The sequence below is a fragment of the Tistlia consotensis USBA 355 genome, from assembly GCF_900177295.1.
Lineage (GTDB): Bacteria > Pseudomonadota > Alphaproteobacteria > Kiloniellales > DSM-21159 > Tistlia > Tistlia consotensis.
Map to the genome: position 1 here is coordinate 231,169 of NZ_FWZX01000006.1, position 11,971 is coordinate 243,139.

Here is an 11,971-nt window from a genome sequence, read left to right on the forward strand (position 1 = left end):
ATGACCACGGCCGACGCTTCCGAGGCCCTGCCGCCCCGCGCGATCGCGCGGCGGCGCCTGAGGCTGCGCGCCGGGCCGCTGCTCTCGCTGCCGCTGCTGCTCCTGCTGGCGGTCGGCTTCCTGGCGCCGCTGCTCGCGGTCCTCGGCTTCAGCTTCTCCGAGCCGCGCAGCTTCGCGCTGCTGGCGCACCCGACCCTGGAGAACTACGAGACCATCTTCGACCCGGCGAACACGGTCTACATGTCGTTCCTCTGGTCGCTGTGGTTCGCCTTCCTGTCGGTCTGCATCCTGGCGGTCGTGTCCTATCCGGTCGCCTACGGCCTGGCCAAGCTGTTCGGCCGCTGGGCCAACCTGATCACCCTGCTGATGGTCTTCCCGCTGTTCATCTCCGAGAACGTGCGGCTCTACGGCTGGGTGCTGTTCTTCATCAAGAACGGCGTGCTCGACGGCGGCCTGCGCAGCCTGTTCGGCTTCGGCATCGGCGACCTGCTGTTCACGCCGGGCATCATCGTGTTCGGCATGGTCTACACCTACCTGCCCTTCATGCTGTTCCCGATGACCCTCGGCCTCTCGATGGTGCCGCAGGAGGCCGTCGAGGCGGCCGGGGACCTGGGCGCCTCGCGCCTGCAGATCTTCCGCGAGGTCGAGCTGCCGCTGTCCCTGCCCGGCATCATCATCGGCGCGCTGCTGACCTTCGTGCTCTCGGTCGGCGCGATCGCGGAATCCAAGGTGCTCGGCGGCCAGGCGGTGATCGTCATCACCCACGACATCGAGATCGCCTTCACCTACGCGCAGAACTGGCCGCTGGGCGCCGCGCTCGCGGTGCTGCTGATGCTGGTCGTCGGCGCCCTGGTGCTGACCGTGCTGCGCCATCTCGATCTCGACCGCATCCTGGGGAGGCGCTGATGGCCGCCGCGTCGCTCGCAGATCCGGTTCAAGGGGAGGTTTCCTAGATGGCGGCGACGGCCGGAAGCGGCAGGAACAGGCGGCTGGTCTGGATCTGGACCGGCCTGATCGTCGTCTTCCTCTACCTGCCGGTGGTCTGCGGCCTGCTCGCCTCGCTGAACCAGGGCCGCTACTTCATCTTCCCGATCGCGCGCTGGTCGCTGCGCTGGTGGGACAAGACGATCAACTCGATCGAGGTCTCGATCCTGATCCAGACCTCGATCACCATCGCCCTGATCGTCACGGCGATCTCGGTGGTCCTGGCCTTCTGCGGCGCGCTCGCCTTCGCGCGCTACAACTGGAAGGGCCGCACCCTGTTCCAGCGCATCGTGCTGCTGCCGATCTTCTTCCCGCAGACCGTGCTCGGCCTGGCGCTGCTGCTCTGGTTCAACATGCTCGGCCTGCCGCTCAGCTGGCGCACGGCGATCTTCGCCCACCTGGTCTGGATCGTGCCGATCGTCACCCTGGTGATCTCGATCCAGGTCTACTCCTTCGACGCCGCGCTCGAGGAGGCGGCGCTCGACCTCGGCGCCTCGCGCTGGCAGGTCCTGAAGGAGGTGACGCTGCCGGTGCTCTGGCCCGGCATCTTCTCCGGCGCGCTCTTCGCCTTCCTCCTGTCCTGGGGCAACTTCCCGCTGTCGCTCTACACGACCGGCGCCGACACCACCGTGCCGGAGTTCCTCTACGCCAAGATGGTCGCCGGCTACACGCCGGGCGTGCCGACCCTCGGCACCATCTCGACCGGCGGCGCCGCCCTGATCATGCTCGGCGGCTACGCCATCGTCCTGCTGGCCCGGCGGGCCCGCAGCGGGCGGTAGCGGCGCAGCCTTCCCTCTCCCTTCGTCATTCCCGCGAAAGCGGGAATCCAGAGAACGAAGCAATCAGGCGCGCCCCGTCGACCGCCTCCGCGGACGGTTCCTTTCTCTGGATCCCCGCTTTCGCGGGGATGACGAGGCAAGGCGGACCGGCAGTGCCTCGCCCCGGCGGTTGCCGAGGGCCAAGCCGGAACTTTGCAACTACCAAATTTCCTGCCAGCACCACAACATCTGTGGTAGAGAGAAGAGACCGGCGCGGGCCGTCGTCGGGCGGGTCCCGGGGGCCTCCCGGGACGCGGATTCTTCAGGTTTCGAGGTACCGGACGATGGACTTCATCTTCATGCTGACCCGGCAGGACCAGACGGTCGAGGACTGCCTGGAGGTCTTCGAGGAGATCCGCCCGCTCGGGCTCGGCCATGTCGGCTTCAAGGACGTCGGCGTCGACAGGGCGACCCTGAAGGCGCTGAACCGGGCGATCCGCGACAGCGGCGCGGTCAGCTACATGGAGGTCGTCTCGGAGAGCCCCGAGGCGGCGCTCAACTCGGCCAGGACCGCCGCGGAGATCGGCGTCGAGCGGCTGCTCGGCGGCACCGACGTCGCCGGCGTCATGAGGCTGCTGAACGGCAAGGCGGGAGCCGGGGGGCTGGGCTACTACCCCTTCCCCGGCAAGCCGGTCGGCCATCCGACGAAGCTCGGCGGCACGCCCGAGCTGGTCGAGGCGCAGTGCCGCCGCTTCCTCGAGCTGGGCTGCGCCGGCGTCGACCTGCTGGCCTACCGCGCGACCGAGGCCGATCCGCTGGACCTGGTGCGCGCCGCCCGCGCCGGCCTCGACGGCCGGGGCAGGCTGATCTGCGCCGGCAGCGTCGACAGCGGCCAGCGCATCCGGGCGCTCAAGGAGGCCGGATGCGACGCCTTCACCATCGGCTCGGCCGCCTTCGACGGCTCCTTCTCGCCGCGCAAGGGCACGCTCAGGGGCCGGCTGCGGGACATCCTGGCCGCCTGCTGATCGCGCGCGGTCCGTGCCGCTTCGCTTCACGCTTCGACAAGCTCAGCATGAAGCGAATTGGAAGCGGCCCGAAAAGGGCTTCATCCTGAGCCTGTCGAAGGGTGAAGCCCTTCCAGCCCCCCTCAGTAGAGCTCCATGTACTCGGCCCGCTCCCAGTCGGTGACGTGGTCCCAGAAGCGCTGGAGTTCGGCGCCCTTGACCGCTGTGAAGAGCTTCAGGAAGTCGGCGCCGAGCATGGCACCGAAGGCCTTGTCGGCCTCCAGCGCGGCGAGCGAGAGGTCGAGGCGGCTGGGCAGCTTCGGGTGTCTCGGGTCGTCCTCGCTCGGGCCCTTGGACTGCGGCCCCAGCTTCAGCTTGCCCTGCAGGCCGAGCAGGCCGGCGGCCAGGGTGCCGGCGGCGCTGAGGTAGGGATTGGCCAGGCCCGAGGCGCCGCGCATCTCGTGGTGCGTGCCCTCGTCGCCGGTCGCCTTGCTGCGCACCAGGGCGCTGCGGTCCTCGATGCCCCAGGAGACGTTGGACGGCGCGAAGGTGTGCGGCTTCAGGCGGTGGTAGCAGTTCGGCGTCGGCGCGATCAGGGCGGTCAGCGCCGGCGCGTGCTTCAGGATGCCGGCGGCGAACTGCCGGGCGACCGGCGACAGGCCGTCCTTGTCATTCCTGTCGAGGAAGGCGTTCCTGCCGGTCTTCCGGTCGATCAGGCTGATGTGGAAGTGGCAGCCGCAGCCGGCGCGCCCCGACCAGGGCTTCGACATGAAGGTCGCGAGATAGCCCTCGTGGTGCGCCACCTCCTTGACCGTGTTCTTGAAGGTGAAGGCCTTGTCGGCGGCGGCGACGCCGAGCGCGGGACCGTAGTTGATCTCGAACTGGGAGCCGGCGTACTCGCAGTTGTGGGTGATCAGGTCGACGCCGACGCCCTGCAGGTGGGCGAGCAGCGTGTCGAGCGCCGGGATCCAGCTGTTGCGCGTCGAGTTGAAGATGTGCACGCCCTCGAACAGCGGCTCGCGCGTGTCCCTGTCGAGCAGGTAGAACTCGAACTCGTGGGACATCATGACGTCGTAGCCGAGGTCGCCGGCCTGCGCGACCAGCTGCGCCAGGATCCAGCGCGGCGAGGCCTTGATCGGGCTGCCGTCGATGTAGTGGACGTCGCAGATCACCTTCGCGGTGTTCGGCTTCCAGGGCACCCGCCGCAGGGTCGAGAAGTCCGGGAACAGCTTCGAGTCCGCGTAGCTGATCTCCTCGTTGAGCCCGGTGCCGGAGATGACGTTGGCCGCGGAGTCGAGGCCGAGCACGCCGCCGTAGAAGTTGAGGCCCTTGCGGGCGTAGCCCTCGACCGCGTCGATCGGCACCAGCTTGGAGCGCGAGCTGCCGTGCAGGTCGGGCAGCTCGAAGCGAAGGAACTCGATGCCGTCGTGACGCAGCCGCGCGACCTCCTCCGCGACCCGGTCCTTGCCCTTCGCCATCGCCGCTCTCCCCTTCTGCTCGCCTGTTCCCGCCGCGGCGGCCGTCCCGGAGTCCGTCTGGGAGTCCATCCGGGGGCGCCGTCGTTCGCTGGCCGAGGCTAGACCGAAGAATCTGCGAAGCTCAACAGAGAAGTTGTGACTTGCCACTATTTGTCCCTTGCCCGCCGCCGCGGCTTCGGCCACCGTCGGGACCGGGCCACAGCCGGGGAGGTCGCCATGGCGGGTAGAGGAAGACTGGCGGGCAAGCGCGCCTTCATCTCGGGCGCCGGCGGCGGCATCGGCGCCGCGACGGCGATCAAGTTCGCCGCCGAGGGCGCCGCGGTCGCCGCGGTCGACCTCAAGGCCGAGGGCCTGGCGGCGACGCTCGGCGAGATCGAGGCGGCCGGCGGCAGCGCGGTCGCGCTGACCGGCGACATCGCCGATCCGGTGCGCTGCGAGAGCCTGATGAGCGAGGCGGCCGGGGCGCTCGGCGGCCTCGACGTCCTGTTCAACAACGCCGGCGTGCTGCTGCCCGGCGACGACGGCCCGGTCGAGACGCCGCTCGAGGTCTGGGAGAAGACCCTGCGCGTCGACCTGACCGGCGTGTTCCTGGCCTGCAAGTACGGCATCCCGCACCTGGAGCGGGCCGGCGGCGGCTCGGTCGTCAACACCGCCTCGCTGGTCGCCCTGGTCGGCTCGGCCTATCCGCAGATCGCCTACACCGCGGCCAAGGGCGGCGTGCTGGCGATGACCCGGGAGATGGCCGTCCAGTACGGCCGCAAGGGCATCCGCTTCAACGCGATCTGCCCCGGTCCGGTCGGCACGCCGCTGGTCAAGGCCTTCCTGTCCGACGAGGCCGCCTGGAACGCGCGCCGGCCCTTCATGCCGATGGGCCGCATCGCCGAGCCGTCGGAGATCGCCGGGCTGGTCGCCTTCCTGGCCAGCGACGAGGCGAGCTACATCACCGGCGCCGCCTACCCGATCGACGGCGGCATCTCCGCGGCCTACGTCATCAAGGACGACTAGCCGGGGACCCGCGCGGGCGTCCCGTCGCTCGCAGGCGTGTAAATCACGCGTTAACCGTGTTTCCGCTAGTCTCGGTCCCCGGAAGGTCCCCGCCCACCGGACGGTCGCGAGGTCCCGATGAACACCGCCCCCGACGACAGCTTCATGCGAGGCCTGCTCGAGGCGATCGAGAATCCGGACGCGGAACCCTTCGTGCTGCGCCGCTTCGGGCCCGAGGAGGCGATGCGGGCCGCCCCGCATCTGGCCGGCGTGATCCGGATCTGGGACGAGCGGCGCGGCGGCCGGCCGACGCCCGACTGGGCCGACATGGAGTTCGCCGACTTCCGCGGCTGGCACCCGGCCCTGGTGGTCAGCGACCTGCCGGCGGGCGAGCCCGACCCGATCTACCGGATCGTCGGCGAGGACTTCCGGATCGTCAGCTACACGACCAAGCCCGGCCAGCGCTTCAGCGACCGCACGCCACTGCTCTACGAGCGCCAGTTCCGCGAGCACTTCGGCCTGGTCCGCGACACCGGCCTGATCGGCTGGTCGGTCGGCCCGGCGGCGCTCGTCGGGCGCGAGCACGTCCGCCTGAGGGTCATGGAGCTGCCCTTCACCAACGGCGGCCAGGCGGTCAGCCGCCTCGCCCACATCATGACCTACCGCTTCGACGGCGGGGACTGAGCCCGCCTCAGCCCTGCTCGACCAGGGCGTGGAGCCGGTGGTTGATCGGCGCCAGCGCCGCCTGGGTCTGCTTGTAGAGCCCGAACAGCTGCGAATAGAAAGCGTGCCGCTCCGGATCCGGCGGGCAGCGGTCGAGGATCCGCACGCAGCGCTCGACCGCCTCCCGCGGGCTCGCGAACAGGCCGACGCCCATGCCGGCGACCAGGGCCGCGCCGAAGGAGGCGTCGCCGTTGGCCGGCCGCTCGATCTCCAGGCCGGTGACGTCGGCGATGATCTGGCGCCAGGTAGCACTGCGCGCGCCGCCGCCCATCAGACGGATCGTCGTGAAGTCGAGGCCGAGCTGGCGCGCCGCCTCCAGCAGGTCGCGGATCGAGAAGGCGATGCCCTCGTAGAGCGCCCGGGCGAAGTGGCCGCGCTGATGGCGCATGGTCATGCCGACGAAGTCGGCGCGCAGCAGCGGGTCCCAGTAGGGCGCACGCTCGCCCTGCAGGTAGGGATGGAACAGCAGGCCCTCGCTGCCCGGCGCGATCGCGCCGGCCAGGCGGTCCATCTCGGCGAAAGCTGCGGCGCCATCACCATCGGGCCCCAGGAAGAAGCGGTCGCGCAGCCAGCGGTGCGCCGAGGCGCAGGAGTTGGTGCCGGTCGCGGTGTAGTAGAGCCCGTCGACGATGTGCGGATAGCAGGAGATCGGCGGATTGACGCTCGGCCCGCGGGTCGCCAGGAACAGCACGCCGGCGGTCGCCAGCTTGATCGCGCCCATGCCCGGCTCCAGGGCGCCGACGCCGAAGAACTCGACCGTCGTGTCGTTGGAGCCGCAGACCACCGGCGTGCCCTCGGCCAGGCCGGTACGGGCCGCCGCCTCGGCGGTGACGCCGCCGACCACCGCCTCGGGCCGCACGACCGGCGGCAGCTTGTCCAGCGGCCAGTCGATCAGGGCACAGAGCTCGGGCGACCAGCTGCGCGTCGCGTCGTCGGCCATCAGGGCGCCCAGGACGTCGCTGTAGTCGGTCTCCCAGGTGCCGGTCAGGCGGCTGCGCAGGTAGTCCTTGGCGATGTAGAGCCGGCGCGCCCTGGCCACGACCTGGGGCTCGTGGCGGCCGAGCCACTTCAGCATGGCCATGGCCCAGGTCGGGTTCACCCGGTTCAGCGACTTCGCGATGATCAGCTCGCCGGCCGCTTCGTGCAGCTCGCGCGCCTCGGCGGCGCTGCGCTGGTCGTTCCACATGATCGCCGGGCGCAGCACCCGGTCCTCGGCATCGGTCAGCACCGGGATGTGGGCGCCGCCCGACAGGCCGATGCCCCGGATCGCGCCGGGATCGACCGCGGCCGCGGCGAGCGCCGCCGGCACCGCCCGGCACAGCGCCTCGTACCAGGAATCGGGGTCCTGCTCGGACCAGCCGAACTTCGGCATCGAGGTCTCGATCGGGTGCGAGCCCTCGCCGGCGACGCCGCCGTTCCCGTCGATGATCGTCGCCTTCAGGCTGCCCGCCCCCAGGTCGACGCCGAGCAGATAGCTCTCCGACATCCCGCCTCTCTCCACGCTCCGCCGCCGCTCCGGCCGCCGTCTTGCGAAGGCCGGGCGGCCCTCCGACTTATGGCAGAAGGCGGCCGCCGGCGCCAAGGCCGTCTTGTTGGAAGTCGCAGGTTTTCTGTGGTAGGTGTCAAGCCATTCGTCGACAAGCGAGGCAGCCCCGTCATGTCCGTCGAGTCTTCCGTCAACGACACCCTCGACCCCGCCCTGGTCGGCGCCCGCGTGCCGGTCGAAGCGGTGCCGGTCATCGACTTCGGCCGCTTCCTCGCCGGCGGCCCGGAGGATCGGCGCGAGACGGCGCGGCAGATCGGCGAGGCCTGCCGCAACATCGGCTTCTTCTACCTCGTCAACCACGGCATCCCGCAGGAGACGCTCGACGCGGTCTTCGCCGAGGCGAAGCGCTTCTTCGCGCTGCCGCCCGAGAGGAAGGCCGAGATCGCCATCGAGAAGTCGGCCTGCCACCGCGGCTACTTCGCGCTCGGCGGCGAGAACCTCGATCCGGCCAAGCAGAAGGAGGCCGGCGACTTCAAGGAAGGCATCAAGATCGGCCGCGACCTGCCGCCCGACCATCCGCTGGTCGAGGCCGGCACGCCGCTGCACGGGCCGAACCAGTGGCCGGCCGGCCTGCCCGGCTGGCAGGAGACCATGCAGGCCGGCTACGACCGGCTGTGCGGCCTGGGCCGCGAGATCATGCACGCCTTCGCGCTGGCCCTGGAGCTGCCCGAGGATCACTTCGACCGCTGGCTCGACGGCCCGATGGCGACCCTCGGCCCGCTGCACTACCCGCCGCAGACCGGGCCGATCACCGAGGCCCGGATCGGCGCCGGCGCGCACACCGACTTCGGCTGCCTGACGATCCTGGCCCAGGACCCGGTCGGCGGCCTGCAGGTTCGCAACGCCGCCGGCGAGTGGATCGACGCGCCCTTCGTCGAGGGCAGCTTCGTCGTCAACATCGGCGACATGATGGAGCGCTGGACCAACGGCATCTTCAGCTCGACCCAGCACCGGGTGATCAACCGCTCGGGCCGCGACCGCTATTCCCTGCCGTTCTTCTACGATCCCGCCTTCGAGGCCGACCTGACGGTGCTGGAGACCTGCCAGGGCCCCGACCGCCCGGCCAGGTTCCCGCCGACCACCGGCGGCCGGCACCTGCTCGACAAGATCAACGAGACCTTCGACTACCACCGGGAGAAGCAGAAGGCGGGGTGAGGGCGCGCCCGCCCCTTCTTCCGTCTTCCCTTCCTTCTGCCGTCATTCCCGCCCCCACTTCGTCATCCCCGTTCTTCTTCGTCATCCCCGCGAAAGCGGGGATCCAGAGGACGAAGACGTGAGCGGGGGCGGCCGGCAGCCTGTGCTGGCGGCGCTTTCCTCTGGATCCCCGCTTTCGCGGGGATGACGAGGGAAGAGGAGGCGTGACGAAGAAGGGCGGAGCTGACGGAGAGGCTGCGGTGAAAATCCGCCCCTACCGCAGCAGGAACTGCACCGGCACGACCAGCTCCAGGCGGTCGCGCTGCATCGAGTCCGGCATCGCCGGCAGCGGGTCGGCGCGGGCGATCATTTCCTCGGCCTCGCGATCCAGCAGGGGGTGGCCGGAGCCGCGCACGATCCGGTGGTCGAGCACCTTGCCGTCCCGGTCCATGACGAAGTAGAGCAGCACCGTGCCCTCCTGGCGGCGCGCCTGGGCGCGCTCCGGGTAGACCTTGTGCTTCTCCAGCCAGGCCTGCAGCAGCGAGAGGTAGTCGGCGCTCTCGCCGGGCAGTCCGCCGCCGCTGGTCGAGGGGCCGTTGCCGCTGTCGCGCCGCGCCTGGGTGCCGCTCATGCCGCCCGCGCCAGCGACCGAGGACGCGGCCTCGTCGGGTGGGCCGGCCGTCGCGGCAGCGACCTGCTCCGTCACTTGCGCGGCCGATGCCGGAGCCGCCTTCGCAACCGGCTGCGCGGCCTGCTTCGGCTTCCGCTTCGGTGCCTCGGGCAGGTCGCGGGGCTTGGGCGGTGGCGGCACAGCCGCCACGACCTCCCGCGCCGTCGCGGCCTCGGGCGGCTCGACGGCCTTGGCGATCTCGGGCTGCGGCTCGGCGTCGACAGGCTTCGCCTCGACCGCCGGGACCTCGGCCAGCTCGGTCAGCTCCGGCTGCGGCAGCGGCTCGACCGGCTGCTGGACCGGCGTCTCGATGACCTGGGCCGTCTCCGGCGCGACCGGCGGGACCTCCGCCGCCTCGGGCGTCACGGAGGTGACGCTCTCCAGCTGCTCGGCCTCGACGCTCTCGGCCGCCGCCACCGGTTCGGCGCTGTCGCTGGCCTCGGACTGCCGCGCCTCCGAGCCGGGCGCGCCGCCCGAGGGGCCGAGCGAGACAGTGACGCCGCCGAGGCCGGCGCTGGCGGCGCCGGAGGCCGGCGCCTGCCAGAGCCAGACGGCGGCGACCAGGGCGTGGAGCGCCAGGGCGCCGGCGAAGGCGGCCAGCCAGTGGCTGCGGCCGAGTTCCATCAGCGCGCCTCCGGGACCGTCAGCAGCTGCAGCTTCGCCGCGCCGGCATCGCGCAGCAGTTCCATGACCTCGACGACCGCCGTCGCCTCGGCCCGGCCGTCGGCCTTCAGCCGGATCGGCGTGTCCGGCTCCTGTCGCAGCCGGCCGGCCACCGCCTCGGCCAGCGCCGGCCGCTCCATCACGAGGCCGTCGAGCGCGAGGCGGCCGTCGGCGCCGAGCAGCACCACGGCCTCCTGAGCCGCCGCCGGCCCCTCGGTCGCCGAGCGCGGCGGCTCGACCTTGAAGGGATCGCCGGCGGCGAGCCGCCCGGTCAGCATAAAGAAGATCAGCAGCAGGAAGACGACGTTGATCAGCGGCAGGATCCGCTCGTCGTCGCTTCTCGGCCTGGGGGGATCGAAGCGCACGGCAGGGTCCTCAGGGGCTGCGGATCAGGGACAGCGCGGTGACGCCGGCGGCGGTCAGCCGGTCCAGCACGGCGACCGCGTCCTGCAGCGCGACGCCCGGCGCCGGCCGGAGCAGCACCTTCTGGTCCGGCCGCTCGGCCAGCAGGGCGGCGACGCGCCGGCTCAGCTCCTCGGGCGCGATCGGCGTGCCCGAGAGGCGCAGGCCCTCGGGACGCAGCTCGACCAGCAGCGCGCCCTCGACCGACGAGCCGGCGCCGGTCCGGCCCGGGGCGTCGAGGTCGATCGAGCGCCAGTCGAGGAAGCTCGAGGCCAGCATGAAGAAGATCAGCAGGATGAAGACGACGTCGATCAGCGGCGTCAGGCTGATCAGCGCCCTGCGCCGGGCCCCCGCACCAGCTTTCGTAGAAAGCTGGTGCTTACCCGATCCGAGTGACCGATTCACGCTTCGAACCATGGGTCGTTCCGTCGCCTGCTTCTCCGCGATCGGGCACTAGCGGCCAGCGACGAGCGCGGCCGTCCGGCCCTCGAGGCCGCCATGGCTTCTCTCCTCCGCGACCGGGGCGAACGACAGGTCCTCGGTGAAGACCTGGGTGACGCAGTCGTCCATCTCGTGGGCCAGGCGGTCGACCCGGCGCTCCAGCCAGTTGAGCAGCACGATCACCGGCATGGCGACGGCGAGGCCGACGGCGGTGGTCAGCAGCGCCTCCCAGATGCCGCCGGACAGGATCGAGGGATCGACCTGGCTGCCGGCCTCCTCGAGCTGCTGGAAGGCCGAGATCATGCCGAGCACCGTGCCGAACAGGCCGAGCAGCGGCGCCAGCGAGCCGATCACCTCGAGCGGCCGGAACCAGCCGCGCAGGCTCTCCAGCAGGTCGGCGCCGTAGCGCACGACCTCCTCGCGCACCATCGCCTCGGGCAGGTCGCGGCGGGCCCTGCCGTTGATCGCGCGGACCAGCACGCGGGCGACCGGGTTGCGCGAGCGCCCGGCCAGCGCCAGCGCCTCGCCGCTGCGGCCGGTGCGATAGAGCGACAGCGCGCGGCGTGCCGTGCGCCGGTCGCCGAGCCGTGCGGCGCGGAACTGCCAGAGCTTGACCAGCACGATGGCCAGGGCGACGACCGAAAGTGCCAGCAGGATCATGACGACCGGCCCGCCGGCCAGCAGGATCTCCCAGGCGTGGCGCAGCGTGGCCTCCAGGCCGCCGGCCGGCGCAGCGGCGAGGCCCGGATCGGCCAGGGTCGGGTCGGCCAGGGTCGGGTCGGCCAGGGTCGGGTCGCCACCGGCCAACGGTGCGGGAGCGGCCCCGCCGCCGCCGGCCATCGTCGAGGCGCCCTCGGCCGGCGCCGTGAGGACGGTCGCACCCGTCTGCTGTTCCATCTGCTTCCTCTATAAACGCGGTCGGACCTATTGCGAATGCGACTCCTTCGCATTCGCAATAGTCATAGCGCAAGGAGGTGTGGCCCGCCAATCCCCGGAAGATGGATCAGGCATGCAGAAGGCGGGACCGGGCCGGTCGAAGTGGCGGCCGCCAGCCTCCCCCGCCCGGCGACGGTCCCCCATTCGCTTCATCCTGAGCTTGTCTGTTCAGACCGGGGACATAGTGGACACCCGTTCGGGGACATTGTGGACGGGTTTGAGCTCAGTCTGCTCGGTGAGGTCGAGGG

The 11,971-nt window shown here is 71.1% G+C and carries 12 protein-coding genes; 6 read left to right on the forward strand and 6 right to left on the reverse strand.

All coding sequences use genetic code 11. From position 1 onward, the window contains the following. The 3 genes from B9O00_RS10890 to B9O00_RS10900 all read left to right on the forward strand — a co-directional run bounded on the left by B9O00_RS10890 (position 1) and on the right by B9O00_RS10900 (position 2,767). Positions 1-906, forward strand: a complete 906-nt coding sequence (locus B9O00_RS10890) for an ABC transporter permease (RefSeq protein ID WP_085122687.1) — start codon at positions 1-3, stop codon at positions 904-906. A gap of 47 nt (positions 907-953) precedes the next feature. Continuing rightward, a complete protein-coding gene (locus B9O00_RS10895; protein WP_085122688.1) occupies positions 954-1,763 on the forward strand; it encodes an ABC transporter permease in 810 nt (269 codons plus the stop codon). A 323-nt stretch (positions 1,764-2,086) separates the two neighbouring features. Continuing rightward, positions 2,087-2,767, forward strand: coding sequence for a beta/alpha barrel domain-containing protein (locus B9O00_RS10900; RefSeq protein ID WP_085122689.1), 681 nt, complete (start codon positions 2,087-2,089; stop codon positions 2,765-2,767). 122 nt (positions 2,768-2,889) lie between these two features. Here the strand turns inward: B9O00_RS10900 and B9O00_RS10905 are convergent, their stop codons facing one another. Next, a complete protein-coding gene (locus B9O00_RS10905; protein ID WP_085122690.1) occupies positions 2,890-4,224 on the reverse strand; it encodes a glutamine synthetase family protein in 1,335 nt (444 codons plus the stop codon). 216 nt (positions 4,225-4,440) lie between these two features. Between B9O00_RS10905 and B9O00_RS10910 the strand changes: the two genes are divergently transcribed. Together B9O00_RS10910 and B9O00_RS10915 are read left to right on the forward strand one after the other, a co-directional pair. Continuing rightward, positions 4,441-5,229 carry an SDR family oxidoreductase gene (locus tag B9O00_RS10910; protein ID WP_085122691.1) on the forward strand — a complete coding sequence of 263 codons (789 nt, stop codon included), beginning with the start codon at positions 4,441-4,443 and terminating at the stop codon, positions 5,227-5,229. A 117-nt stretch (positions 5,230-5,346) separates the two neighbouring features. Further along, positions 5,347-5,892 carry a PAS domain-containing protein gene (locus tag B9O00_RS10915; RefSeq protein WP_085122692.1) on the forward strand — a complete coding sequence of 182 codons (546 nt, stop codon included), beginning with the start codon at positions 5,347-5,349 and terminating at the stop codon, positions 5,890-5,892. Positions 5,893-5,899: 7 nt separating this feature from the next. Here the strand turns inward: B9O00_RS10915 and B9O00_RS10920 are convergent, their stop codons facing one another. After that, the gene (locus B9O00_RS10920) at positions 5,900-7,417 is read right to left on the reverse strand and encodes a xylulokinase (protein ID WP_085122693.1); all 1,518 of its coding nucleotides are present in this window, start codon (positions 7,415-7,417) and stop codon (positions 5,900-5,902) included. 171 nt (positions 7,418-7,588) lie between these two features. Here B9O00_RS10920 and B9O00_RS10925 point away from each other — a divergent pair, with 171 nt between their 5' ends. Beyond that, positions 7,589-8,632 carry an isopenicillin N synthase family dioxygenase gene (locus tag B9O00_RS10925; protein ID WP_159460182.1) on the forward strand — a complete coding sequence of 348 codons (1,044 nt, stop codon included), beginning with the start codon at positions 7,589-7,591 and terminating at the stop codon, positions 8,630-8,632. Positions 8,633-8,885: 253 nt separating this feature from the next. On the opposite strand, the gene B9O00_RS10930 is transcribed toward B9O00_RS10925, so the two are convergent. The 4 genes from B9O00_RS10930 to B9O00_RS10945 are packed head-to-tail and all read right to left on the reverse strand — an operon-like array spanning position 8,886 to position 11,684. Beyond that, positions 8,886-9,905: an energy transducer TonB gene (locus B9O00_RS10930; RefSeq protein ID WP_085122695.1), complete on the reverse strand. Its 1,020-nt coding sequence runs from the start codon at positions 9,903-9,905 to the stop codon at positions 8,886-8,888. Beyond that, complete coding sequence (locus B9O00_RS10935) at positions 9,905-10,309, reverse strand: ExbD/TolR family protein (RefSeq protein ID WP_085122696.1); 405 nt, start codon at positions 10,307-10,309, stop codon at positions 9,905-9,907. The genes B9O00_RS10930 and B9O00_RS10935 overlap by 1 nt, the downstream gene beginning before the upstream one ends. Positions 10,310-10,319: 10 nt before the next feature. Next, positions 10,320-10,763: an ExbD/TolR family protein gene (locus B9O00_RS10940; RefSeq protein WP_085122697.1), complete on the reverse strand. Its 444-nt coding sequence runs from the start codon at positions 10,761-10,763 to the stop codon at positions 10,320-10,322. Positions 10,764-10,799: 36 nt separating this feature from the next. Beyond that, the gene (locus B9O00_RS10945; RefSeq protein ID WP_200808467.1) at positions 10,800-11,684 is read right to left on the reverse strand and encodes a MotA/TolQ/ExbB proton channel family protein; all 885 of its coding nucleotides are present in this window, start codon (positions 11,682-11,684) and stop codon (positions 10,800-10,802) included. Positions 11,685-11,971 lie beyond the last annotated feature (287 nt).

Coding starts and splice junctions, on each gene's coding strand:
- B9O00_RS10900 (WP_085122689.1), top strand. CDS start 2,087: ATGGACTTCATCTTCATGCTGACCCGGCAGGACCAGACGGTCGAGGAC.
- B9O00_RS10920 (WP_085122693.1), bottom strand. CDS start 7,417: ATGTCGGAGAGCTATCTGCTCGGCGTCGACCTGGGGGCGGGCAGCCTG.
- B9O00_RS10905 (WP_085122690.1), bottom strand. CDS start 4,224: ATGGCGAAGGGCAAGGACCGGGTCGCGGAGGAGGTCGCGCGGCTGCGT.
- B9O00_RS10890 (WP_085122687.1), top strand. CDS start 1: ATGACCACGGCCGACGCTTCCGAGGCCCTGCCGCCCCGCGCGATCGCG.
- B9O00_RS10930 (WP_085122695.1), bottom strand. CDS start 9,905: ATGGAACTCGGCCGCAGCCACTGGCTGGCCGCCTTCGCCGGCGCCCTG.
- B9O00_RS10945 (WP_200808467.1), bottom strand. CDS start 11,684: ATGGAACAGCAGACGGGTGCGACCGTCCTCACGGCGCCGGCCGAGGGC.
- B9O00_RS10910 (WP_085122691.1), top strand. CDS start 4,441: ATGGCGGGTAGAGGAAGACTGGCGGGCAAGCGCGCCTTCATCTCGGGC.
- B9O00_RS10925 (WP_159460182.1), top strand. CDS start 7,589: ATGTCCGTCGAGTCTTCCGTCAACGACACCCTCGACCCCGCCCTGGTC.
- B9O00_RS10895 (WP_085122688.1), top strand. CDS start 954: ATGGCGGCGACGGCCGGAAGCGGCAGGAACAGGCGGCTGGTCTGGATC.
- B9O00_RS10915 (WP_085122692.1), top strand. CDS start 5,347: ATGAACACCGCCCCCGACGACAGCTTCATGCGAGGCCTGCTCGAGGCG.
- B9O00_RS10940 (WP_085122697.1), bottom strand. CDS start 10,763: ATGGTTCGAAGCGTGAATCGGTCACTCGGATCGGGTAAGCACCAGCTT.